Origin of the sequence: Streptomyces sp. NPDC093018 (assembly GCF_040684035.1) — a bacterium.
GTDB classification, from domain to species: Bacteria; Actinomycetota; Actinomycetes; order Streptomycetales; family Streptomycetaceae; genus Streptomyces; species Streptomyces murinus.
Genome location: NZ_JBFBFF010000006.1, coordinates 208,351 through 233,286, shown reverse-complemented (window position 1 = coordinate 233,286; position 24,936 = coordinate 208,351). Strand labels below are relative to the sequence as shown.

At 73.3% G+C, this 24,936-nt stretch carries 14 protein-coding genes and 2 riboswitches; of the genes, 7 read left to right on the top strand and 7 right to left on the bottom strand.

The annotated features are described in order from the left end of the window. Positions 1-28 precede the first annotated feature (28 nt). From eno to AB0N90_RS16880, 3 genes are all read right to left on the bottom strand, one after another. Complete coding sequence (gene eno, locus AB0N90_RS16890) at positions 29-1,306, bottom strand: phosphopyruvate hydratase (protein ID WP_365197129.1); 1,278 nt, start codon at positions 1,304-1,306, stop codon at positions 29-31. Positions 1,307-1,588: 282 nt separating this feature from the next. Next, complete coding sequence (locus tag AB0N90_RS16885) at positions 1,589-2,356, bottom strand: hypothetical protein (protein ID WP_365197127.1); 768 nt, start codon at positions 2,354-2,356, stop codon at positions 1,589-1,591. Between the two features lie 19 nt (positions 2,357-2,375). Next, the gene (locus tag AB0N90_RS16880; protein ID WP_365197125.1) at positions 2,376-2,915 is read right to left on the bottom strand and encodes an NUDIX hydrolase; all 540 of its coding nucleotides are present in this window, start codon (positions 2,913-2,915) and stop codon (positions 2,376-2,378) included. Between the two features lie 31 nt (positions 2,916-2,946). Continuing rightward, positions 2,947-3,013: riboswitch (Fluoride riboswitch) on the bottom strand. 150 nt (positions 3,014-3,163) lie between these two features. Further along, positions 3,164-3,229, top strand: a riboswitch (Fluoride riboswitch). 136 nt (positions 3,230-3,365) lie between these two features. Here AB0N90_RS16880 and AB0N90_RS16875 point away from each other — a divergent pair. From AB0N90_RS16875 to AB0N90_RS16845, 7 genes are read left to right on the top strand one after another with little or no spacing between them, the layout of a single operon-like run. Continuing rightward, positions 3,366-4,328 carry an NADH-quinone oxidoreductase subunit H gene (locus tag AB0N90_RS16875; protein WP_365197122.1) on the top strand — a complete coding sequence of 321 codons (963 nt, stop codon included), beginning with the start codon at positions 3,366-3,368 and terminating at the stop codon, positions 4,326-4,328. Further along, positions 4,328-5,011 carry a hydrogenase gene (locus AB0N90_RS16870; RefSeq protein WP_365197120.1) on the top strand — a complete coding sequence of 228 codons (684 nt, stop codon included), beginning with the start codon at positions 4,328-4,330 and terminating at the stop codon, positions 5,009-5,011. Before AB0N90_RS16875 ends, AB0N90_RS16870 begins: the two co-directional genes overlap by 1 nt. Positions 5,012-5,018: 7 nt before the next feature. Continuing rightward, positions 5,019-6,491 (top strand): proton-conducting transporter membrane subunit, encoded by a 1,473-nt coding sequence (locus AB0N90_RS16865; RefSeq protein ID WP_365197118.1) that lies wholly within the window; start codon positions 5,019-5,021, stop codon positions 6,489-6,491. Next, complete coding sequence (locus AB0N90_RS16860; RefSeq protein WP_365197115.1) at positions 6,488-8,008, top strand: NADH-quinone oxidoreductase subunit C; 1,521 nt, start codon at positions 6,488-6,490, stop codon at positions 8,006-8,008. Before AB0N90_RS16865 ends, AB0N90_RS16860 begins: the two co-directional genes overlap by 4 nt. Next, positions 8,008-8,808 (top strand): NADH:ubiquinone oxidoreductase, encoded by an 801-nt coding sequence (locus tag AB0N90_RS16855; protein WP_365197112.1) that lies wholly within the window; start codon positions 8,008-8,010, stop codon positions 8,806-8,808. The genes AB0N90_RS16860 and AB0N90_RS16855 overlap by 1 nt, the downstream gene beginning before the upstream one ends. Beyond that, the gene (locus AB0N90_RS16850; RefSeq protein ID WP_365197109.1) at positions 8,805-10,883 is read left to right on the top strand and encodes a proton-conducting transporter membrane subunit; all 2,079 of its coding nucleotides are present in this window, start codon (positions 8,805-8,807) and stop codon (positions 10,881-10,883) included. The genes AB0N90_RS16855 and AB0N90_RS16850 overlap by 4 nt, the downstream gene beginning before the upstream one ends. 28 nt (positions 10,884-10,911) lie before the next feature. Next, complete coding sequence (locus tag AB0N90_RS16845) at positions 10,912-11,370, top strand: universal stress protein (protein ID WP_361673030.1); 459 nt, start codon at positions 10,912-10,914, stop codon at positions 11,368-11,370. Between the two features lie 78 nt (positions 11,371-11,448). On the opposite strand, the gene AB0N90_RS16840 is transcribed toward AB0N90_RS16845, so the two are convergent. From AB0N90_RS16840 to AB0N90_RS16825, 4 genes are all read right to left on the bottom strand, one after another. After that, the gene (locus tag AB0N90_RS16840; protein ID WP_365197108.1) at positions 11,449-12,396 is read right to left on the bottom strand and encodes a methionyl-tRNA formyltransferase; all 948 of its coding nucleotides are present in this window, start codon (positions 12,394-12,396) and stop codon (positions 11,449-11,451) included. A 74-nt stretch (positions 12,397-12,470) separates the two neighbouring features. Then, the gene (locus AB0N90_RS16835) at positions 12,471-13,496 is read right to left on the bottom strand and encodes a 3-deoxy-7-phosphoheptulonate synthase (protein ID WP_365197106.1); all 1,026 of its coding nucleotides are present in this window, start codon (positions 13,494-13,496) and stop codon (positions 12,471-12,473) included. Then, complete coding sequence (locus AB0N90_RS16830; RefSeq protein WP_365197103.1) at positions 13,496-14,899, bottom strand: DHA2 family efflux MFS transporter permease subunit; 1,404 nt, start codon at positions 14,897-14,899, stop codon at positions 13,496-13,498. The genes AB0N90_RS16835 and AB0N90_RS16830 overlap by 1 nt, the downstream gene beginning before the upstream one ends. Continuing rightward, the gene (locus AB0N90_RS16825) at positions 14,896-24,936 is read right to left on the bottom strand and encodes an amino acid adenylation domain-containing protein (protein WP_365197100.1); all 10,041 of its coding nucleotides are present in this window, start codon (positions 24,934-24,936) and stop codon (positions 14,896-14,898) included. The genes AB0N90_RS16830 and AB0N90_RS16825 overlap by 4 nt, the downstream gene beginning before the upstream one ends.

The following is a 24,936-nucleotide window of genomic DNA, read 5'->3' as shown; positions in this document are numbered from 1 at the left end:
GTCCCCCTCATCGGTCTGGTCGTCCGTCTCATCGTCCTGGTCCGTAGTCCAGCTCGGAGTGACGGGAGGCGATGCGGGTGAGCCGGTTGTACTTCGCGACGCGCTCACCGCGTGCCGGTGCGCCCGCCTTGAACAGGCCGCATCCCGATCCGACGGCGAGGTCCGCGATGAAGGTGTCCTCGGTCTCCCCGGAGCGGTGCGCGACCATGGCGTCGTATCCGGCGTGGCGGCAGACGGCGAGCGCGCGCAGTGCCTCGGTGACGGTGCCGACCTGGTTCGGTTTGATCACCGCCGCGTTGGCGATGCCCTCGTCGACGGCCCGGCCGATGAGGGCCGGGTTCGTCGCGAAAAGGTCGTCGCCGACCAGCCGCACCCGTCCGCCGAGTTCCCGGGTGAGCTGGGCCCAGCCGGTGCGATCGTCCTCGGCGAGGGGGTCCTCGATGCTGTGGACGGGGAAGTCCGCGGTGATCTGCCGGTAGCGGGCGATCAGGTCCTCGCTGGTCAGTTTCTCGCCGTTCACCAGGTACCGGCCGTCCGGCCCGCGGATCGCGTCCGCCGCCACGTCCAGGGCGATGGCCACGCCCTCGCGGCCCGGCTGGTATCCCGCCTCGCGGATGGTCCGCACCAGCAGGCGCAGGATCTCCTCGGGCTCGGACAGACCGGGTGCGAAGCCGCCCTCGTCACCGAGCCGGGCCACGCCGCGGGAACCCTCGGCACCCGCGAGTCGCCGGCCCAGCCGGCCGTGGATCTCCGCTCCGGCACGCACCGCCTCCGTCATGTTCCGCGCTCCGAACGGGGCGATCATGAAGCCCTGGACGTCGAGGGGGTTCGCCGCGTGCAGACCGCCGTCGACGACGGTGAAATGCGGCACCGGCAGGACGGGGGTGACACCTTCGGGAACGAGGTACTCCCACAAGGGCCTTCCCCACCGTGCCGCGGCGGCTCGGGCCACGGCCATCGACACGCCGATGAGGGCGTTGGCGCCGAGCCGTGACAGGTCGGGGGTGCCGTCCAGGTCGGTCAGGGCCCGGTCGAAGGAGGCCTGGTCGGTGAAGTCCCGTCCGTGCAGGGCGTCCGCGATCTCACCGTTGACATGGCTGACGGCCAGACTCACCCCTTGGCCGAGAAAGCGAGCGGGGTCGTGGTCGCGCAGTTCGACGGCCTCATGGCGGCCCAGAGAGGTACCGGAGGGCACCCCCGCATGGCCGACGGCTCCTCCGGCGAGGCCGGCGGTGACGGACAGCGTCGGACGGGCCCGGGAGTCGAGGATCTCGTCGGCGCGCAGCACGGTGATGCGAAAGGGCATGAAGGTCCTCCTGCCGGTGTCGACAGGGACCGTTGGCGGCGCGCGGCCGCGGATGACGGCGAGCCCCTCCGCCGTGCTGCACCTCCAGGGTAGACGCAGAGTCCGGGAGGGGCCGTCCGGCTCCCGGATCGTATGGAACGGGGTCGCATCGAACCGGGGCGCATCGAACCGGGTCGCAGGGAAGCAGGTCGCAGGGAAGCGGATCGCAGAGAGGCGGATCGCAGGGAAGCGGATCGGCCTTTCCGGCGCCGGGGGGTGGTGCGGAGCACATGGCCGCGCGGTTCAGCTCCGGCCGATTTCCCGTGGCAGTTCGAGGGCGAGTACTCGGTCGGCGTAGACGAAGGTCTCGAACCGTGAGCCGTCCGGGACTCCTGGCTCCGCTTCGAGATGCCGCAGGGCGTCCAGGACCGCGGGGGTGTCCAGGTCATGGTGGAAGGCGCGGTCCAGACGCCGTGCGGTCCCGGCGTGCATCGGCCGTGACGGTGCGTCGGCCCAGACGGCCACCTGGTGCCGCCAGTGATCCAGCAGTGCCCGGGCGCGGGTCACCTCCTGCGGACCCAGACGCGCCGGACGTGTGTGACCGTGGCCGAGAAGTGCCAGCCGCAGGGCGAGGGGGTCCTGCTCCCCCGCCGTCACCGCGTCCAGCCCGCCGGGCAGTTGCGCGGATGCCACCGCGACCATGAGCCCATGGCCGGGACGGCGGTTCCTGGCCCCGGGAGCCAGAACGTGCACGTCCACCGGGGCGCCGAAGGGAGCCCAGTACCGGGCATCGGGTGTGGTGACCGAGGGAGGATGGATTCCCAGCAGGTCGGCCGCGCCGCGGAGGGCCTCCGCGTTCTCCGGCGGGCGGGTGTCCACGTACCCGGTGACCACCTGCACACCGTCCAGTTCCGCGATCCGGAACAGCACATCGGCGATCAGCAGTCCGCGCAGGTCCCCGGTTCCGTCGAACTGCCCCGTCGGCGAGGTGTCCACGCAGACCCTGAGCAGCCCGCCGGACGTTCGGGGGATCTCGGCGGGTGTCAGGGTCCGGGCGTCAGTGATACGCACGGTTTCTCGTCCGGTGGGTTCAGTGGTCCGTCTGAGGACGGGGCCGTCCCCGGAGCCGGGTGTACAGCCGGTCGAGCGCCGGTGGTTGCGGCGGTCCGGAGGCGGTGCCGTTGTTCGGGCGCCAGAGATTGCCCAGGTAGGGGGCGTACCGGCGCACTCCGTGGTGGAAGAAGCCGGGCAGATGGCCGGCCAGCGGTGGTTTCATGTGCAGGTCCGGCAGCCGTGAGAAGGCGACGAACTCCGGTTCCATGCCGGCTTCCTGAGGCTGGAAGGTCTGACCGCTCGCGGAGCCGTGGGCGGCGAACACCAGGTCCACGGTGCGTCGCCCGCCGTGCGGATCCACCGCTTCGAGGACGAAGGCCACCCGGGTCGGTTCCACCGCCAGTCCGGTCTCCTCCCTCATCTCCCGTCGGGCACAGGCGGCCATGCTCTCGCCGACGCGAGGACTGCCCCCGGGCAGGACCCAGTCGTCGAGTTCCTTCGAGGTGCGGTGGACGAGCAGGACCGACTGGCCACGGAAGAGGATGGTGGAACAGCGCAGAACGATGTCGTCGGGCATTCTGCCGATCTCCTCGCAGAGGGGTGCGGGATTGCCGGTAGAGGCCATCAGCACGACATTCGTCTGCGGTTGCGGCGAGCCTCATCGCCTTGTCGACACTTTTATCGCCTTGCCGACGTCTTCATTGTGCGGGCCACCGGCAGCGGAGGGCAACCGTAGGCCGCGGGCATCGCCGCGGGGACGCCCGTTCCGTCCTTCGAGTGGCCGTCGGTCTGTCGCGTTGACGGAAGGCAGGCCCACACCCACCATGGGTCGAAGGCGATGAGGCTCGCCTTCGACCGCGGACGTGCGCCGCTGATGGCTTCTACGTGTGGAACGCACCTTCTGACCGGGTGCTCTCATGGCGGAGGCAAAGGCGATGACGACACCCCGCGGCACCACCTCCCCGGGCGATCACCCGCCCCGTGCCCGGTCCCGTCCTCCAGCCCCCGGCGTGGGGCAGGCGATCCGGTGAGCGCCACCCTTCCGGTGCCGCTGGTGCAGGCCTTGCAGCCGGTGACCGTGCTGGTGGCCGCTCCCGGTCTGTCCGGGATGATCGCCAAGATCGAGGCCCGGCTCCAGGGACGGCGCGGGCCCCGGGTGCTCCAGCCCTACTACGACCTGGCCAAACTGTTCCGCAAGGAGTCCCTCGCCCCCGCCGGGGCCAGCTGGTTCTTCCTGGCCGCTCCGGTGGTGGCCATGACGGCCTATCTGACAGTGCCGCTCCTGATTCCGGTACTGACCAGTTTCGGGCTGCCGCTGGGCTACATGGGCGACATCATCGGCGGCGGCTTCCTGCTCGCGCTCGCCAGCTTCTCCGTGGCGGTGGCAGCCGTCGAATCCGGCGGCCCCTACGCCCAGTTGGGCGCGAGCCGGGCGAAGACGTTCGGGGCGATCACCGAACCGGTGGTGCTGTTCGTGGTGTTCACCGTCGCCCTGGTCACCGGCACCGACCTGCCCTACGCGCAGGCCGCCACGGTCCGCTCCTCCGCCGACCAGATCATCCGGCCCGCGCATCTGCTGGCGAGCGCCGCGCTGTTCCTGGTCATCCTGTACGAAACCGCCCGCATCCCGGTCGAGACGCACACCGGCACCAATGAGTTCGGGATGATCGAGGAGGCCCGTTCCTTCGAGCACTCCGGCCCCTACCTCGCGCTGCTGAAATGGGGCTCGGCCTGCAAACAGCTGATCCTCTACACGATCCTGATCGATGTCTTCCTCGCCCCCTGGGGCCTTGCCTCGACGACTCAGTTCCACTCGGTCGCGCTGGCCGTCCTCGCGCTGCTGGGCAAGGCCGTGCTGCTGGGCTGTGTGGTCGCGGTCATCGACAACAGCTTCGCGAAGCTGCGCCTGTTCAAGATCACCGAGTTTGTGTCCGCGGCCTTCCTGCTCGCGGTGCTGGCCGTGTTCACCCTCTACCTGGGAGGCGGCTGATGCAGTGGGCGGCGATGACGGGCCCGGCGCCGACCACCTTCGAGGGAGCGACGAACACGGTGGCGGTGCTGTTGCTGCTGACCGAGTTCGCGATGCTGCGGGCCACCTTGTCGCGCTCCCAGGTACGGCTGTACGCGGTGCAGTCGTTGCTGGTGTCCGTGCTGGCGGCGATCGTGGCCGCCGAACGGGGCGTACCCGAGCTCTATGCGCTGGCGGTGGTGTCACTGGCGCTGAAAGTGGTGGCGGTGCCATGGGTGATCACCCGTCTGCTGCGCGATGCCCGGGTGGAGATCGCCGGCTCCGGGGCGCTGAGCGTGGCCTGGGCGACGCTGCTCGCCCTCGCGCTGGCCGGGTTCGGGTTCTTCGCGGTCGGCTCACTGGACATCCGGAGCCGGTTCCTGCCGCACGCGGCACTGGGCCTGTCGGTGGCGATCGTGCTGGTGGCGTTCGTGCTGATGATCGTGCGCCGGGATGTGGTCTCCCAGGCCGTCGGCTTCTTCTCCCTGGAGAACGGCGTCTCGCTCGCCTCGCTGGTGGTCGCGGCCGGCATGCCGCTGATCATCGAAGTGGCCTTCCTGTTCGACCTGTTGGTGGCCGTGGTCGTCTTCGGAGTGCTCATGCGGGTCCACCATCACCGCACCGAGTCGCTGTCCACCGAGTCACTGACCATGCTGCGGGGGTGAGCGCACCATGACCGTCGCTCTGATCGCTCTGGCACTGCTCCCCCTGCTGCCGGCCGGTGCCGCGCTGGTGGCGCCGGTGCGGGTCACCCAGGCGCTCACCGTGACCGTGTCCCTCGCCGGTCTCGGCCTGGCCCTGGCGCTCGTACCGGACGCGGGGCGGCGTGACCTGCGGACCGGATTCCTCCGCGTGGACGCCCTGTCCGCGGTGTTCGTGCTGGCCACCGCGTTCGTCTACGCGGCCTGCGCCGCGCACAGCATCGGCTATCTCCGGCATGACGAGAAGGCCCGCGACTTCCCGCGCTATGCCCGCCGCTTCTATGTCGGGTTCAACCTGTTCGCCTGGTCCATGCTGTGCGCACCGCTGGTGGACGGGCTGGCCCTGCTGTGGATCGCGGTGGAGATCACCACGGTCGTCTCCGCTCTGCTGGTCGCGGTGGAGAACACCGAGGGCGCCACCGAGGCCGCCTGGAAGTATGTGCTGATCGCATCCGTCGGTCTGGGTATCGCCCTGCTGGCCACGATCTTCATGTACTACGCCGGCGCCCAGGCGCTGGGCCAGACCTACGACCTGGCGTTCGACCCGCTGGTGAAGGCGGCCCCCCGGCTGCCGGCCGGCCCGGTGCGGCTCGCGTTCGTGCTGGCCGTGCTCGGCTTCGGCACCAAGGTCGGCCTCGTGCCGGTGCACACCTGGCTGCCCGACGCACACGCCGAGGCCCCCACCCCCGTCTCCGCGATGCTCTCCGGGTCCCTGCTCGCCGTCAGTTTCTACGCGGTGCTGCGCTACTACCAGATCACCGCCGCGGCCGTCGGCAGCCACTTCCCCCGCACGGTGCTGCTGGTGTTCGGGATCGCCTCGCTGCTGCTGGCCGCCCTGTACCTGCTGGACCAGCACGACATCAAACGCCTGCTGGCCTACTCCAGCGTGGAGCACATGGGCATCCTCGCCATCGGTGTCGGCTTCGGCGCCACCCTCGCCCTGACCGGGGTGCTGCTGCATGTGCTGGCCCACGCGGCGGCCAAGGCCAACGCGTTCATGGGGGCGGGCGCGCTGGTGCGCAAGTACCGCACCAAGGAGATCCGGCGGCTGCGTGGCGGCGCCGACCTGCTGCCGTGGTCCGCGCCGCTGTTCCTGACCGCGGTGCTCGCGCTGTCGGCGATGCCACCGTTCGGGATCTTCCGCAGCGAGTTCCAGATCGTCGCCGGGGGCCTGCGCTCGGGCCGGTACAGCCCCGCCGCCGCGCTGGTCGTCCTGGTCACGGTCGCCTTCATGGGCCTGGCCCGCACCGCCACCCGCGTCGTCCTCACCCCGGTGGCCGTACCGGACGACGGGACGGCACCGGTACGGGGCGAGCCCAGCGTGTGGATGGTCGTACCCGTCCTCGCCGGTGTCGTCGCACTCGTCGTCCTCGGTCTGCACCCGCCCGCCGGTCTCGTGCACCTCCTCGCGCGCGGCGCCGCCGAGCTGGGAGGCACGGCATGACCGGCCCCCGTGAGGCGTTCACCGTCCCCCGCCGGGACCTGCCCGGCTGGCGCGCCCGGCTGCTGGAGCTCACGAGCGGGACCGATCCGGCCCGGTTCGCGGGGCTGTTCGGATCGGCCGCGGCCGACGGGAGCGTGCGCCTGACCGCCGTGCTCTTTCCGTCGCAGGCCGAGGAGCCGCTGATCCTGGAGACCCTGCTGCCCGCCGCGGACCTGTCCTACGAGACGCTCAGCCTGCGCCTGCCCGCCGCGTTCTGGTACGAGCGTGCCCTGCACGACCTGTTCGGCGTCGAACCCACCGGTCACCCCCGCCTGGACCCGCTGCTGCTCCCGCTCACCGACCCGGCCCACACCCCGCTGCCCGGCAAGGCGCGCCGGCCCGAGCCGCTCACCCCTGAGGAGAGCGCCATCCCGCGCACGGTGCTGGGCCCCGGCGTGTTCACCATCGCGCACGGCCCGGTCCGCTCCGGCGTCCTGGAGTCCGTCGAATACCTGGTGGAGACCCCTGGTGAGGACATCCCCCGCATCCAGATCCGCGTCTTCCACAAACACCGCGGTGTGTCCAAGAGCTTCGAGCAACGCCCCCTCGAAGACGCGGTGCTGGTGGCCGAGCGCGTCGAGGGGACCGCCTCGGTCGCCCATGCCCTGGCGTTCTGCCACGCCGTCGAGCGCCTCGCCGGGATCGAGGTGCCGTGGGCGGCCCGGCTGGTGCGCTCGCTGCACGCGGAGCTGGAGCGGATCGCTCAGCACCTCGATGTGATGGTGAAGCTGACCGAGGCGGCCGGGCTCGCGGTGGCCACCGCCCGCTTCGGCCTGCACAAGGAGCGGATGCTGCGGCTCGTGGGCCGGTTGTGCGGCAGTCGCTTCGGCAGGGGTGTGGTCGTGCCGGGCGGTGTGCACGCGCTTCCGGCTCCGGGCCCCCACGAGATCGACCATGAACTCGCCCGTCTGCGCCGGGACATCACCTCCGACGGGCGGGCGGCCATGGCCACCCCGTCCTTCCTGGACCGGCTGCGCACCACCGGCCCGCTGGATCCGCTGCTCGCCCGCGCACACGGCGCGCTCGGTCCGGTCGGCAAGGCGTCCGGCAGCGCGCCGGACGGCCGGTACGAGCGCCCCTACGACGCCTATCCCTCCCTCGGCCTCGGCCCGCTGCCCGAAGACACCGGCGGCGACGCGCTCGCCCGTACCCAGGTGCGCTGGGCGGAGATCGAGCAGTCCTTCCGCCTGCTGCGGCAGATCACCGAAGAACTCCGCGAGACGGCGGAGGGGGACGCGCTGGCGGTGGCGGCTCCCGGGGACCTGAACGGGGAGGCGGCCGGATGGGCGGAAGCCCCGCAGGGCGAAGTGCTCTACCTGGTGCGGTTCGAGAACGGGCGGGTGGCGCGCTGTGTGCCGCGCTCGGCGTCCTTCCACAACCTGGTGCTCCTGCACGAGGTGTTCGCCGGGGACATCCTCACCGACTTCCCCTTCATCGAAGCCAGCTTCGGCCTGTCGATCGCGGGGGTGGCACTGTAATGCCCTGGTTCTGGCGCGGACTTCGCGAGGGCGTGGTCACCACCCGCTACCCCGGGCGGCCCGACCCGTACGCGCACGCCCTGCCTGCCGCGATCTCCGTCAGGACCGGCGCGTCCCCGGTGACACCGGCGGAGGCGCGGGAGCTGTGCCCGACCGGTGCCATCACCGCCGATCCGCACTCCGGGGCGGCCCGGGTGGACCGTGGCCGGTGCATCCTGTGCGGCCGTTGCACCCGGAGCCGACCCGACGTCTTCACCGCGGGGTACGGTGCCGAGACCGCCGTGCTCGCCCGGTCCGCACTCGTGGTTCCCCGGCTGGAGGAGACGGACGAGGCCCTGACCGGCCTGCGCCGTGAACTGGCCCGGCGCACCGAGGCGTTCCGCCGTTCCCTGCACATCCGGCATGTGGACGCCGGGTCCGACGGCAGCGAGGAATGGGAGATCGCGGCCCTCCTCAACCCCGTCTACGACATCCACCGGCTCGGCCTGTTCTTCACCGCCAGCCCCCGCCACGCCGACGTCCTGCTCGTCACCGGCGCCGGAGCGCGCGGCATGGCGGCGCCCCTGCGCCGTACCGTCGAGGCGACGGCCAGGCCGGTCGTGGTGATCGCGGCGGGCACCGACGCATGCGGCGGCGGCCTGTTCGACGGCAGCTACGCCACGCACGAGGGCGGCATCGCCGCCATGACCGGCGTCGACATCTGGGTACCGGGCTCCCCGCCCGGTCCCTTCTCGCTGCTGCACGCGCTGCTGCTGGCCACCGGCCGGCTCACGCTCGCGGGGAAGGCGACGCGAGCATGACCGCACTGATCATCACCGGGCTGCTGCTGTTCGCCGCCGCCGCGCTCATCGACGCGCTGGTGGGCCCCGCGGGCAAGCGGCTACGGCCGGCGCAGCTGCCGTATCTTCTCTGCGCGGCCGGTTCCGTCTGTCTCGCCGCCACCGGGGCGCGGGCCCTGGCCGACCCCGGCGCGAGCGTTCGGCTGAGCTTCGGCACCTGGCTCGGCTTCGGCACCAGCCGCCTTTCCGTGGACCAGCTGACCGCGCTGTTCTGGCTGCTCACCTTCGGCGTCGCGACGGCCGCCTGCCTCACCGCCGCGGGCTGGGCGCCCCGGCGCGTGGCGCACCGGGGGACGGCCGCCTGGACCGCGCTGGTCCTCGCCGCCGTCGCGGTGGTGCAGAGCGCCGACAACGCCTTCCTGTTCCTGCTCGCCTGGGAAGCCCTCACCGCGGGCTTCTACCTCCTCGCCGGGGCCGACCGGACGCGCCCGGACTCCATCACCGCGTCGGTCGTCACCTTCGTCTTCGGCAAGTTCTCCGGCGCCGCCCTGCTCATCGGTCTGCTGCTGCTCGCCTCCCGAAGCGGCGGCTTCTCCCTGGCCGGTTTCGCGCAGGTGCCCCCCGGCCTGCTGCACAGCACCGCCTGGATGCTCCTGGTCGTCGCCTTCGCCATCAAGGTCGGCCTGGTCCCCGTCCAGGTGTGGATGCCCCGCGGCTACGCCGCCGCACCGGCCGGAGTGCGCGCCGTGCTGGCCGGGGTCGCGGTCAACGCGGGCTTCTACGGCCTGTGGCGCACCCTCGATCTGCTCGGCCCGCCCCCGGCCTGGCTCGCTCTGACGCTGCTGCTGGTCGCCGCCGTCACCGCGTTGCTCGGTATCGCGCACGCCGCGGTCCAGGGGCGTCTGGAGCGGGTGATCGCCTATTCCAGCGTGGAGAACGCCGGTCTGATCTGCACCGGTTACGCGGTCGCCCTCGTCGGCGCCCGCCTCGACGAGCCCCCGCTGCTGGCCGTCGGCCTGCTGGCGGCCACCCTTCAGGCCACCGCGCACGCCGTCGCCAAGACCCTGCTGTTCGCCGGGGCGGCCTGCCTGGAGTCGGTCGCCGGGACCGGCGATCTGGAGCGGCTGCGGGGCATGGCCCGCCGGTTGCCCTGGGCCGGGACCGGGCTGGCGATCGGTGCGATCACGCTGGCCGGGCTGCCGCCGACGGCCGGGTTCGTCTCCGAGTGGTTCCTGCTGGAATCGCTGTTGCAGCAGTTCCGGCTGCCGCATCTGCCGTACGCGCTCGCCCTGGCCGCCGCGGGCGCCCTGATCGCCCTGACGGCGGGCTTCGCCTCGGTGACGTTCGTCCGTGTCGTCGGGATGACCGTCCTCGGACCGCGCACGGAGGAACGCCTCGCGCGCGAGCCGCGGCGCGTCGACCTCGGGGCCAGCGGGCGGACGGGGATGCTTCTGCTGGCCGTGGGCGGTCTGGCGACGGCCGCGCTGACTCCGCTGGAGCTGCGCGTGCTGGCGAGGGGCCTGTCCGGCCTGGTGCCCGCCGCGGTGAGCGGAGGCGCGCTGAAATCCGCCTGGGTCACCCAGCCGGTCTACGGCGACTTCTCCATCCTCTCGGCATCGTGGCTGTGGGTCACCATGCCGCTGCTGGGCGCCGCCGTGGTCGTCGTGCTGCTGCTGGGAGCGTCCCGGGGGCGGGCACTGCGCGTGCGCCGGGTGCCCGCCTGGCGATCGGCCAGCGGCGGCGTGCACGGCGACGACCAGTACACGCCCTTCGGCTACGCCAACCCCACCCGCCGCATCCTGGGCGCCATCCTGCTCACCCGGACCCGCACCGCGCTCCTGGCACCCCGCTCCCCCGGCGGCCCGGAGCCCACTCCGGGAACAGGCGTCCGGCCGGCCGCCACCGGAGCGGTCCTCGGCTACTCCTCCGATGTGATGGAAGTGGTGGAAACCTATGTCTACCGGCCGTTGGTCCGGCCACTGCGTGGTCTAGTGACCCTGGCCAAGCGTCTGCAGTCCGGACGCCTCGACGCCTATCTGGCCTACATGCTCATCACCCTGGTCGCTGTCCTCGCCCTGGTGACGGCCCTGGCGTGACACCCAGTACGAGACAGGAGAGGCCCCGATGTCCGTATCCCCGTACCACCGGATCCTTGTCGGCTGGGACGCCTCACCCGCCTCCCACCAGGCCCTGGCCACCGCTCTGACGCTCGCCGACGGCGACGGGGTCGTCATCGCCCGCGCCGTCCTCACCCCCGCCCAGCACACCGAGACCGGCGGTGAACAGCATCGTGACCTCGACGCCCAGCGCCGCTGGCTGAGCGCCGAGTACGACAAGGCGCTGCGGGCCGGGGCCACGCACGGTGCCCGGGTGCGCCTGGAGTGGGGCGAGGACACCGACATCCCCAAGGACCTCGACGGCTGTGCCCATGACCACGGCTGCGATCTGATCGTCCTCGGCCGTCACGGCGAGGACAGCCATCTGCGCGTCTCGGGTCTCGGACCGGTGGCCCGGACCCTCGTCCACAGCACGCGCCTTCCCGTGCTCCTCGTCAGCCCTCCCGAGTCCGGGCAGAGCGAATGACCCTCGCGGGACAGCCGACCGGGCCGCCGCGGCTTTCGCGCGGTCGGCCCGGTCGGCTGTCGGAGGCGGGGCGGTCGGTCAGGGGTGGGTGGTGAGGTAGCCGCCCATGGCCGTGAAGTACTCGGTCGCGGGCAGTTCGCGGCCGTCGTCGGTGCGGACGCGGGTGATGGCCAGTCCGTGGTTGCGGCCGGTGCGGGCGTCGGCGCCGGCGACGATCACCACGCCGTCGCCCTCGCGGTAGAAGATGCGGCCCGGAGTGCCGCCGTAGCGGCTCTGGGAGACGACGGCGCCGAGGACTTCGAGGCGCTTGCCCCGGTGGTGGGTGAAGGAGGCCGGGTAGGGGGCGGACTGGGCCCGGATCAGGCGCTCCAGGTCCTCGGCGGGCCAGTTCCAGTCGATCCGGATGTCGTCCTCGGCGCGCTTGTGGAAGAAGGTGGCCTCGGACCGGTCCTGCCGGGTGAACTCGGTCTGTCCGGACGCGATGAGGTCGAGCGCGCCGATGGTGACGGGGGCGATCAGGTCGACGGTCTTGTGGAACAGGTCGGTCGCCGTGTCCGAGGGGCCCACGGGCACGGCTCGCTGGGCGACGATGTCACCGGCGTCCAGTTCCTCGTTCATCATGTGGGCGGTGACGCCGACTTCCTTCTCGCCGTTGATGAGGGCCCAGATGAGGGGGGAGAAACCGGCGTACTTCGGCAGCAGCGAGTCATGCACGTTGAGCGTGCCGCGGCGGGGCAGGGAGTAGACGCGCGGCGGGATCCAGGTGCGCCAGTTGTTGGCGACGATGATGTCCGGGTCCGCCTCCTTGAGCAGCGTGAGCAGTTCCTCGTCGTCGGGCCGGTTGCGGATGACGACCGGGACGCCGTGCTCCGCCGCCAGGTCCGCCACGGAGTCGCTCCAGATCTTCTCGTAGGCGTGCTCGCTCCTGGGGTGCGTGACCACCATGACCACCTCGTGGTCGGAGTCGAGGAGCGCTTGCAAGGTCCGGTGACCCCAGGTCTGGTAACCGAACATGACGACTCGCATGGAGATTCCTCCTTGGAACAGGGTCTGCGGGAATAACTTAGGTAAGGCTTACCTAATTCGCAAATGAGTGGGGGTCAGGCGTGCGTGCCACGGCGGCGGTTGACGGCCCGCGCCAGCAGGTCGAGCAGGGGAAGGGTGCGGGACCAGCCCAGGCAGGCGTCGGTGACGCTGACGTCCCGGCGCAGCACGGTCGCCGCGAGGTCCTGCCGGCCGTCGGAGAGATACGACTCGATCATCACACCGGCGAGGCCCGGCTCCCCGTCGCCGAGCCGCCCGGCGAGGTCGGCGACGACCTCCGGCTGACGGTTGTGGTCCTTGCCGCTGTTGCCGTGCGAGGCGTCCACCACGAGAGACGGCGGCAGACCGGCCGCCGCCAGCAGCGACCGGGCGTGCTCGGTGCCGGCGGCGTCGTAGTTGGGCACCCGGCCGCCCCGCAGCACCAGATGCGCGTGGGAGTTGCCGACGGTGTGCGTCACGGTGAGCCGGCCGTCCGGTGCCAGCACGGGCAGGGCGTGCGGGTGGGAGGCGACCTGGACGGCGTCCACGGCGGAGGCCAGATCGCCGGAGACGCAGTTCTTCATGCCGACCGGCATCGGGAGCCAGGAGGCCAGGTGCCGGTGCGGCTGGCTGGCCACCGTCCGGGCACCGATCGCGGCCCAGGACACCGTGTCGGCCAGGTAGGGCGCGAGGAGCGGGTCGACGAACTCGTAGGCGAGGGGCAGCCCCAGGGCGGCGGCCTCGGTGAGGAAGGCGCGGCCGGTGCGCAGACCGGCCGCCAGGTCGCTCTTGCCGTCGAGGGCGGGGTAGTTGAGCAGCCCGGTCCAGCCCAGCGCCGTGCGCGGCTTCTCCAGGTAGGCCCGCAGGACGACGACCAGGTCGTCCGAGTAGCGGCGCGCGGCGGCGGCGAGCAGGCTCGCGTACTCCAGGGCGGCGGCGGGATCGTGGACCGAACAGGGACCGGCTATCACGAGCAGCCGGGGGTCCCTGCCGTCGAGTACGGCGGCGACGGTCTCGCGGTGCTCGGCGACGGCCCGGGCCGTCGCGGTGGACAGCGGAAGGGCCGTGGTGAGATCGGCGGGGGCGGGCAGTGTGTGCATCATCAGGCTCTCCTGAGGGCGCGGGTCCGGGGCAGTCTCGTCGTCCCGGCCGCGGCCAGCAGCCCGAGTCCGACGACCCACCAGAAGGTGTCGGCGAACGCCGCGGGGACGTCCTGGTGCCGGGCGCCGAGCCGGTCCTGGAGGACCACGGCGAGGGCCGCGGTCCCCAGGGAACCGCCGACGGTGTTGAGGAGGTTGAGCGCTCCGGAGGCGCGGGCGATCTGCTGGGGTTCGATCCGGCTGTAGACGATGTTCATCACGGGGGCGCCGATCATGGCCATCCCGAAGCCGCGCACCAGGAGCGCCAGGGCGATCGCGATGTCGGGCAGTCCGTGGTCGAGTTGGGTGAAGGGGACCGTGCCGGCCAGGACCAGGGTGACGCCGGTGACCACCAGGGTTCTCGGGGCCACCTTGTCGATGGTGCGGTTGACCAGCACGGATCCGGCCGCCGCGCCGAGCCCCTGGGGGGCCAGCAGCAGTCCGGTCCCCCAGGCGGACAGGCCGCGTCCGCTCTGGAAGTACAGCGGCAGCAGGAACGTCGTACCGAACACGGACGCGCCGAGGACCAGCAGGGCCAGGGCCGCCGCGCCGAGCGGGGGCCGGGTGAACAGCCGCGGGTCGATCAGCGGGGTGCCCCGGGTGCGCAGGCCGTGCACGACGAAGCCCGCCAGCATGAGCAGTCCCGCGCTCACTCCCACGGTCGCCGCGGCCGTGTTGCCGTGGGCGACCTCGGTCAGGCCGTACACCAGGACGGCGAGGCCGGGTGACAGCAGTACGGCTCCCCGCACATCGAACGCGGCCCGCCGGGACGTCGGTTCCAGCACCGGCACATGGCGGCGGGCGAGCAGGATCGCGGCTGCTCCGATCGGCAGGTTGACCAGGAACAGCCAGGGCCAGGAGGCCGCCCCGAGCAGGGCGCCGCCGGCCAGCGGGCCGAGCACCGGTGACAGCAGCGGGACGACCGCGACGACGCTGATCACCCGCCCGGTGCGGGTGGGTCCGGCGATCCGGGCCAGCAGGGCCTGCCCGGTCGGCGGCAGCACCCCGGCGCCCAGGCCCTGGAGGACCCGGAAGACGATCAGGCTGGTCACGGACCAGGACAGGGCGCACAGGGCCGATCCGCACAGGAAGACACCCACGGCGACCAGCCAGACCCGCCGGCCGCCGAGGCGGTCGGCGAGCCAGCCGGAGGCGGGTACGGCGGTGACGACGGCCAGCAGATAGGCGGTGCTGACCCACTGGATCTCGGCGAGCGAGGCATGGAACTCGTCCGCCAGGGTGTCGATGCCGACGCTGACGATCGTGGCGTCGATGGACGCCATGAACGTGCCGAGGACCAGGATGAACGCGATGCGCAGCAGCGGCCCGTCGACCTTCTCGGCCGGTGCGGCGGTCTTCTCCGTCATCGCCGCTCCAGCAGGGTGCGGACGTCACGGTCGAGGTGGTCCTCCAAGTGGCCCAGCAGGTCGAGGAGTTCCTCGGCGAGTCCGTCGGCGGCGGCCGCGGACCGGTGGGCGAGCACGCCGGTCCAGGTGTCGCCGTCCGGCATGACGGTCAGGGTCACCGGGTGGTGGGTGGCCTCGCGGAAGCGGGTGCCGGTGAGGGTGAGTCCGGGGGCGGGCTCGCGCAGCCGGTCCCGGTCCACCGGGTAGTTCTCGAACACCACGAGGCTGTCGAAGAGCCTGCGCCGCCCGGTGACGCGTTCCAGGTCGGACAGGGCCACATGCTGGTGTTCGACCAGGGTGCGCTGGCGGGTCTGGAGCGCGGTGAGGGCCTCGGCGAGGGTGCCCGTCAGCCGGGCCCGTACCGGCACGGTGTTGGCGAGCAGTCCGACGATCTCCTCGACGCCCTCCAGCTCTGGGGGCCGGCAGGCGACCATGGCGCCGAAGCAGACGTCCTGGTGCCCGGAGCGCCGGGCGAGCAGCACCGCCCACGCGCCCTGCACCAGGGTGCTGCGGGTCAGTCCGCGGCGGGCCGCGAGCCGGGTGAGCCGGTCCACCAGCGGCGCGTCGAAGGTGATCACCTCGGGTTCCTGCCAGGCGGGTCCCGGTTCGCCTGCGCCCAGGTAGTCCCCTTCGGGCAGACCCGCCAGCTCATCGGCCCAGACGCCGAGGTCGGGCTCGTGGGCGGCGCGCCAGGCGAGGTAGTCGCCGAACGGCACGGGAGCGGGCAGTTCCGCCTCCTCGCCGCGCAGCCGTGCCGTGTAGAGGGCGAACAGCTCGGTGAGGATGCGGGGCGCCGACCAGCCGTCGGAGAGCACATGATGGCTGGTCAGGACCAGGTCGAAGCGCCCGGGGTCATGGCGGATCACGGTCAGCCGGATCAGCGGGCCCGCGCCCAGGTCGAACGGTTCCGCCAGGTCGGCGGCCAGCACTTCCTCGGCGGGTCCCTCGCAGACCCGGAAGTCCGGTTCCGGGGACTTCGGTACGAGCGCGAGGTCCGCCGGGAACACCGCGCCCAGGTTCGGGTGCCGGGCCAGCAGGTCCGCTCCGGCGCCGCGCAGCGCGTCGATGTCCGGCGATCCGGTGAAGGAGAAGGCCGACTGCACGGTGTAGGGGTCGGGGCGTTCGGTGCGCGAGTGCCGCAGCATCACCTCCTGCAACGGCGTCAGCGGCTGCACCTCGGCGATCGGCCGGCCGGCGTCCAGCGTGCCGATCTCCAGCCCGCCGATCTCCGGCGCGGCGGCGACATCGAGCAGCGCGGTCCGCAGATGTTCGGCCAGCCGCTCGATCTCGGCGCCGGCGAACAGCGCGCCGGGCCAGGTCAGGCGGATACCGAGCCGGTCCTCGCGGACCAGCGCGTTGACCATCAGCGCGTGCGGCAGCGGCATGCCGTCGGTGCCGCCGGAGCCGAGCGGGTCCGCGTCCGGCGGTGCCTGCCAGGCGGTCTCGGTGTCCGGGGCGCCCGGATAGCGGCCGAGGTAGTTCCAGGCGATCTCGGGTGCGACCGGGTCCAGCAGTCCGGCCGTGGTGAGGATGCCGTGGCCCAGTCCGTCGCCCTGGGCGCGCAGCCGTTCGGCGACCGCCTTCGGGTCGTCGTCGGCGTCGAGCAGCATCGGGTGGACGGCGGTGCACCAGCCGACGGTCTGGGAGAGGTCCGCGTCGGCCGGGCGGCCGTGGCTCTCCAGCGCGACGAGCAGCCGCGGAGTGCCCCGCCAGGCGCGTACGGCCCGAGTGAGCGCCGCGAGCAGGGGCGCGTCCGGTGTGCTGCGCAGGGCGGCGGGCAGGGCGGTGATCAGGGCCCGGGTGGTGTCGGCGTCGAGGGTGATCTCGTGGTGCGCGGCGGTGGCCACGGTGTCCAGGGCGGGGTCCAGCGGCCGGGCCGCCAGTGCCTCGGTGGCCGTCATCCCTCGCCAGTGCGGCAGTTCGGCGCCGCGGTCGGCCTCGCGCAGGGTGCGCGCCCAGGCCAGGAAGGACAGCCCGTGCCGGGCGGGGGTGCCGCCTTCGTACGCGTGGCGCACGTCGTCCAGCAGGATGCGCCAGGAGACGCCGTCCACGAGGAGGTGATGGGCGATCAGGACGAGCCGGCCGGGCCTCGCGGCTCCGGCATCGAGCCAGATCGCGCGCAGCAGCGGTCCGGTGCGCGGGTCCAGCGCGGCGCGGGTCTCGGCGGTCCACTCGTCGGCCAGGGCGCGCAGGCCCTCGGCCGTGAGGTCAGGCGCCACCGGCACCCGGACCAGCACCTCGGCTCCGGTCACCGTGCCGGCCGGCGGGATCCGCAGCGCGTCCGCGACCAGATGGGCGCGCAGCACGTCATGGCGGGCCAGCACCTTGTCGAACACGGTCCGCCAGGCCTGCTCGTCACCGCCGGGCGGTACGCAGATCTCCGTCCACTGGCAGAAGCCGTCGGCGGCGGTGCCCGCGCGGCGCAGCAGGTCCCGCATGAGGGGGGTCAGCGGGGCGTCGCCGACCGCCGGGGCCAGGTCCTCGGTGAGGGCCCGGGCGCGGGCGGCGATCCCGGCGACCGTGGCGCCCTCGAACACGTCCCGCGCGGTCAGTCCGAGTCCTCGGCGGCGGGCGCGGGAGACCACCTGGAGGGAGACGATGCTGTCCCCGCCGATCGCGAAGAAGTCGTCGTCGGGCCCGATGTCGTCGCTGCCGAGGATCTCCCGGAAGACCTCCAGCAGCATCGCCTCGGCGGGCGTTGCGGCCTCGCGCCGGTCGGCCGCCGCGGTGTCGGGGGCGGGCAGGGCCGCGGTGTCGAGTTTTCCGCCGGGGCCCAGCGGCAGCCGGTCGAGCACCACCAGCGCGGTGGGCACCATGTGGTCGGGCAGCCCGGCGGCCAGGTGCTCGCGGAGCCGGGCGGTGTCGCACTCGGCGCCGTCGACCGGGATGACGTAGCCGACGAGCCGTCCCTCGCGCAGGACCACCGCACAGGCGCGCACCTCGGGGTGGCGGGTCAGCGCGGACTCGATCTCGCCCAGCTCGACCCGGAAGCCGCGGATCTTGATCTGGTGGTCGGCGCGGCCGAGGAACACCAGCTGTCCGTCGGCCCGCCAGCGCACCAGGTCGCCGGTGCGGTACATGCGTTCGCCGGGCGGTCCGAAGGGGTCGGCGACGAACGCGGCGGCGGTCAGGTCGGGCCGGCCGAGATAGCCGCGCGCCAGGCTCGGTCCGGCGAGGTACAGCTCGCCGGTCACACCGGTGCCCACGGGGTGCAGACCGCGGTCCAGGACGTAGGCGCGGACATTGGGGTCGGGGCGGCCGATCGGCAGCGGGCCGGGGTCGTCCGGATCGTACTTCCAGGTGACGGAGTTGATGGTGACCTCGGTGGGGCCGTAGGCGTTGAACAGCGCCCGCCGGCCCTCGCCCCAGCGCCGGGCCAGTTCGGGGTCGAGGCGTTCGGCGCCGACCACGAAGAACACCTCGGGGTCGACGGTGCGGTCGTCGGGCATCGCGGCCAGGAACGACGGCAGCAGGTTCACGCCGGTCACCCGGTGCTCGACGATGTAGTCCAGCAGTTCGTCCCCGGGAACGCGCACCTCCTCGGGGGCGATCACGGAGGTGCCGCCGGACAGCAGCGGCACCATGGTCTGCCAGAACGCCACGTCGAATCCGGTCGAGGCGAAGTGCAGATAGCGGTCGTGCTCGGTGACCTGGACGACGTCCTCCTGGAGGGCGATCAGGTCGGGTACGCCGCGGTGGGTGACGCCGACGCCCTTGGGCCGTCCGGTGGTGCCGGAGGTGTAGATGACGTAGGCGAGCGCGTCCTCGGTGAGGCCGGTGCGGGCCTCGGCCGGGTCGGTGCCGGGCAGCCCGGCGAGGGTGGCCGGGTCGTCCAGGCGCAGCACCGGCAGGTCGCGGGCGGTGGGCAGTTCGGCGCCCGTGGTGACGGCGGCGGCCGGTGCGAGGTCGTCCAGCATGTACGCCAGCCGGTCCCGGGGGTAGCTCGCGTCCATCGGCACGTACACCGCGCCCGCCTTGGCCACGGCGAACAGCGCCACCGTCATCTCGATGTCCCGGCCTAGGAACACCGCGACCGGGTCCTGCGGGCGCACGCCGCGCCGGATCAGCGCGTGCGCGAGCCGGTTGGCCTCCCGGTCCAGTTCCGCGTAGGTCAGGGCGCGGTCGCGGCAGACGAGGGCCTCGGCGTCGGGCTTGCGGCGCACCCAGGAGGCGAACTCTTCCAGCCAGGGGCCGCGTGCACGGACCGGGCGGGCCCCGGTGCCGGTGTGCAGCATCCGCTCCCGCTCGTCCTCGTCGAGCAGGGGCAGGGCGAGGACCGGCCGTGCGGGATCGGCGACGATCTCGCGCAGCAGATGGTGCAGTCGGCGGCCGTAGTCGCGCACCGTCGGCTCGTCGAAGGCGCTCGGCTGGTAGCCGAGTCCGATGGTGAGGGTGTCCCCGGGGAGCACGATCACGGTGAGCGCGTAGTGGGTGGCGTCGGTGATGTCGACCGCGGCCAGGTCGAGTCCGGGGGCCAGCGGGGTGCGGGCGCGGTCGGAGAGCGGGAAGTTCTCCATCACCAGCATGGTGTCGAAGAGTTCACCCGTGCCCGCGATCCGCTGGATCGCGGGCAGGCCGACGTGGTGGTGGTCGGCCAGTGCGACGCTCTCGGTGTGCACTTGTGCCAGCAGGTCCCGGGCGGTCGTGTCCTGGGTGTGCCGCACCCGCACCGGGATGGTGGTGCCGAGCTGGCCGATCATGCCGGCCACGCCGTCCACCTCGGCGGGCCGCCCGGACACCGGGCAGCCGAACACCACGTCGTCGCGGCCGGTGAGCCTGCCGAGGAGCAGGCCCCACGCGGTCTGGAGCACCGTGGTCAGGGTGACGCCCCGGTCGCGGGCGAAGGCGCGCAGCCGTGCGCTGAAGTCCGGGCCGAGGTCGAGCGTGACCCGGCCGGGCCGCTCGACCGAGGTCCCGACCGTCGCCGGTGCCAGCCGGGTGGCGCCGTCGACTCCGTCGAGTGCCGCGCGCCAGGCGGCCAGGGACGCCTCGCGGTCCCGGCCGGCCAGCCAGCGGTAGTACTCGCGGACATCGGCGGCCGGGGGTACCTCCGGGCCGCCGCCCAGTTCGGCGTAGATGCCGAGCAGGGTCCGGCCGACCAGCGGCATGGACCAGCCGTCCAGCAGCGCGTGGTGGTTGGTGATCACCAGTTTGTGCGCGGCGGGGCCGACGCGGGAGAGCAGGAAGCGGATCAGCGGCGGCCCGGACGGGTCGAAGGGGCGCGCCAGTTCGGCCCGGACGGCCCGCTCGAAGTCGTCGTCCCGGCGCCATTCGAGGGTGGCCTCGGCGGGCACCACCTGCACCACCTCGTCACCGGTCTGCGCCAGGTGCACCCGCAACGACGGGTTGCGGCGCAGCAGTTCGCGCGCGGCCCGCGCCAGCCGCTCGGGGTCGAGTTCGCCTTCCAGGGTGGTCACGGCCTGGACGACGTACACATCGGTGTCCGGGTCGTCGCGGACCAGGGTGTGGAAGGACAGTCCGACCTGGAGCGGGGTGGCGGGCCACACGTCCTCGACGGGGCCTGAGCGCTCCAGCGCCCGGATGGTGTCCTGGTCGAGGTCGACCAGCGGGAGATCGGACGGGGTCAGGCCGCCGGTGGCGTGGCGGGCGTGGTCGGCCAGCAGTTCCAGGGCCCGGTCCCACGCCGTGTGCAGGGCGGCCACCGTGTCGGCGCCGATGACACCGGTGGCGGCCGTCCACTCGACGGCGAGCCGGGGCGTGTCCCCTTCATGGACGAAGCAGTTGAGGGCCAGCACCTGTTCCAGTGCCTTGGCGCCGGGTTCGAGCACCGAGAAGGCGTCCTCCTCGGGCAGTTGCCATCCGGTGCCGGTCAACGGCGCGAAACGGCCGAGGTAGTTGAGCAGCACGTCCGGCGGCGGTACGGCGGCGAGTTCGGCGCCCGCCGGGTCCAGGTGGCGGAGCACGCCGTAGCCGAGTCCTCCTGCGGGGACGCCGCGCTTGGCCTCCTTGGCCGCCCGCAGCACCTCCCCGGGATCGCCCGCGGCCGGTACCCGCACCGGGTACTCGCTGGTGAACCAGCCGACGGTGCGGGCGAGATCGAGGTGTTCGCGGCCGTGTCCCTCCAGGGTGACGGTCACCGCGTCCCCGTCGGCGCCCCACTCCCGCAGTGCCAGGACGAGGGCCGCGAGCAGGACCTCGTCGACCCCGGCGCGATAGGCCGCGGGCAGCGTGGTCAGCAGGGCCTCGGTGGCGGCCGGGGAAGCCATGGTGACGGACCGGTGGGCGGTCGAGACCGTGTCCTTCGTCCGGTCCAGGGGCCGGGCGCCGAGACGGGTCGCACCGGCGAGGGCGGTGCGCCAGTGGGCCAGTTCGTCCCGGCGGGTTCCGGCGGCGCCCTGCTCGGCGAGGACGGTGGCGTGCCGCCGCCAGGAGGTGCCGACCGGCTGCGGGGTGCCGGTCGGCTGCGGGGTGCCGGTCGGCTGCGCGGTGCCTCCGGTGCAGGCCGCGTGCAGATCCGGGATGACGATCCGCCAGGAGACGCCGTCCATGGCGAGGTGGTGCACGACGAGGACCAGCTCGTCCGGGGTGTCCGCGCCGGTGCGGATCAGGGCCGCCCGCAGCAGATCGCCCCGGCGCGGGTCCAGTTCGCCTGCCAGCCGCCGGGCGACCGTGGCGGCGTCCTCGCCGTGGACCTCGGTGACGACCGCGGGCACGGAGCCCCGGGGCAGGATCTCCAGGCCCTCGTCGCCGACGCGCAGCCGGAGCGCGTCGTGCCGGTCGAGGATCGTCCGTACGCCCATGAGGGCGGTGTCGAGGGTGAGTTCGGGGACGCGCAGGGCCGTCCACTGGGCGTATCCGGCGACCGTGTCGATGTCCGGGTGGGCGTCGAGCAGCTCGCGCACGATGGGCGGCGCGGTGACGGGCCCGGTCGGCTCGTCGGCCGGTTCGTCGCTCTCCTCGGCGCGTACGGCGGAGGCGGCGAGGGAGGCGAAGCTGCGGCGGGCCAGCAGGTCCCGGGGCCGCAGTTCGAGGCCCAGCGCGCGCAGCCTGCCGCTGACCGTGATCGCCGTGATGCTGTCCCCGCCGAGGGTGAAGAAGTCGTCGTCCACACCGACCCGTTCGACCTCGAACACCTCGGCGAGCGCCGCGCACAGCAGGCGTTCCCGCTCGGTGCGGGGCTCCCGGCCGCCGCCCGCGGCGACGGGCGCGGGCAGCGCGGCGCGGTCGAGCTTGCCGTTGGGGGTGAGGGGCAGCGCGTCGAGCACCACCACGGCGGCGGGTACGAGGTGTTCGGGCAGCGACTCGGCCAGCCGGGCGCGTACCGCCTCGGCGGTGACGGTGGCGGACACGACGTATCCGACCAGCCGGGCGGAGCGCACGGCGGCGGCAGCGGCGGTGACTCCGGGCAGCGCGGCCAGCGCGGCCTCGACCTCGCCGGTCTCCACCCGGTGGCCGCGCACCTTGACCTGGCCGTCGGCACGGCCCAGGTAGTCCAGGCCGCGGCCCGGGACCCAGCGCGCCAGGTCGCCGGTGCGGTACATCCGCTCGCCGGGCGGCCCGTACGGGTCGGCGAGGAAGCGCTCCGCGCTCGTAGCGGGCATGCCGAGGTAGCCGCGGGCCAGGTGCGGGCCCGCCAGGTACAGCTCGCCCACCGCGCCCGGCGGCACCGGGTGCAGGGCGTGGTCCAGGACGTAGGCACGGGTGCCCGCGAGCGGCCGGCCGATGGTGGGAGCGTCCCCGGTGAGGGGCGCGGTGGTGCTGTCCACGGTCGCCTCGGTCGGCCCGTACATGTTGCGGGCGGTGACACCCGAGGCCACGACCCGCTGCCACAGCGCCGGGGGTGTGGCCTCGCCGCCGAGGACGAGCAGGGCCGGACGCAGCTCCAGCAGTCCCCCGTCGACCAGGGCCGCCGCCATCGACGGCGTGGTGTCGACGACATCGATGCCGTCCCGGGCGTACGCCGCGAGCAGCGCGTCGGCGTCGCGGACCGTCTCGGCGTCGTAGACGTGGAGTTCGTGCCCGCACAGCAGCCATACGAGGTGGTCGAAGGCCGAGTCGAAGGCGAACGAGTAGGTGTGGGCCACGCGCAGTCGCCGGCCCGTGGCGCGTTCCGTCTCGGCGACGACGGTGGCGCGCTGGTGGTGCAGCAGTGCGGCGAGGCCCCCCGACCGGCCGAGCACGCCCTTGGGGCGCCCGGCGGAGCCGGAGGTGTGGATGACGTAGGCCAGGTGCTCCGGGTGGCGGGGCGCGGCCAGTTCGGCCGGTGCCAGCGGGGCGCCGGACAGCGGTTCGGCCTCGGCGAGCAGGGTGTCCCAGGGGAGCCCGTCGACCGTGCCGGAGGTGACCACCAGGGCCGGGCGGGCGTCCTCGACGAGGGCGCGCAGCCGCTGCGGCGGATAGGCGGTGTCCAGGGGGAGGAAGGCCGCGCCCGCGTCCAGGACCGCGAGCAGGGCGGTGACCAGGTCGCCGGAGCGGGGCAGGGCGAGGGCCACGACATCGTCGGGTCCGATGCCGCGGGCCCGCAGCGCGCGGGCCAACCGGTGTACCCGGCCCGCCAATTCCGCGGCGGACAGCCGGTCCGGGCCGCAGACGAGGGCGGTGTCACCGGCGGGGGCCGTGGCCGCCATGGCGTCGAGCGCGTCCGGCACGAGGAGCGGTGCGCCGGGCAGGGCCGCGGGCGTCCAGGGGGCCGGGACCTCGCCGTCGGCGCCGCCCATCGGCACGCGTGCCACGGTCCGGCCGTCCAGCAGGCCGTTCAACAGCGCGCGGAATCCGGCCAGTTTGCCGTCGACGCTCTCCTGGTCGTGGTCCCGGGCGTCCACCTCGAAACCGAGGTGCAGTCCGCCGTCGGGGGTGGGCAGCACCGCCAGGCCCATGTCCTCGGGCGGGCCGCCCGCGACATTGCGCATCAGGCCCGTCGCCCCGGCGAAGTCCAGTGCCAGGTCGAACGCCTTGAGGTTGATCCCGCGGCCGTGCAGCAGGGCGCCCGCGCCGGGCACCCCGAGGTCGCGGGGCAGGTCCTCGCCCCGGTAGCGCTGGTGCCTGCGCGTCTCGCGCAGCGTGGCGGCGACCCGGCGGGTCAGCTCGCCGAAGTCGTCCCCGCCGTACACGTCCACCCGCAGCGGCAGCACATTGACGGCCATCACCGGGGTGCGCAGTTCGGCGGCGGCGGTACGGCACATCAGCGGCAGCGCGAAGACCACGTCCGTGCGGCCCAGCACGCGGTGCAGGAAGGCGGCGTAGCAGGCGATCAGCGCCTCGCCCCAGGTGGCCTTCTCCCGGTCGGCGAACTCGCGCAGCCGGGCGGTCTGTTCGGGGGTGAGCCGGGTGCGGGCGCTCAGCGAGCGGCCGGAGGGTTCGGCGGAGGTGCGCACGTCGTCCAGGTCGGGCAGCGGGGTGAACCGGTCCACCCAGTAGGCGCGGTCGGCCGCCGCGCGCTCGCTCTCCCGGTACTCGCGGTCCGCGGCGACGACGTCCGCGAGCGTCCCGAAGGTGCCGCGCGGCGGTTCGGTCCCCCGCACCAGGGCGGTGTAGTGGGCGGCGGTGCGGCGGGCCACCATGGCTCCGCTGTAGCCGTCGAAGACCAGGTGGTGGCCCAGCTGGGTGTACCAGACCTCCCGGTCGGAGAGCCGGATGACGACGGGCTCGTACAGCGGCCGGTCCACCATCTCGCGGCAGGTCTCGGCCGCGCGGGCCCGCTCGGCCTCGACCAGGGCGGTTGCCGCGGCCGTGGGGTCGCTCGCGCCGCCGACGTCGATGATCCGGGGCGGCTCCACCGGGGTGTCGCTCACCGTCTGGCGCGGTCCCGCGGGGGTGTCGTACACCCGCAGGCGCAGGCTCTCGGCCTCCTCGGTGGTCGCCCGGACGGCCTCGGCGAGCGCCCGCGGGTCGATCGGCAGCTCGCCGCCGGATATCTCCACCACGTCCCCGACCACGTAGTACGGCGAGTCCGGTTCCAGCCGTTGCGCGTTCCAGATGCCCGACTGGGCGCCGGTCAGGGGTAGCAGTCGGTCCGCGGGGGCGGGTGGGGTGGTCAA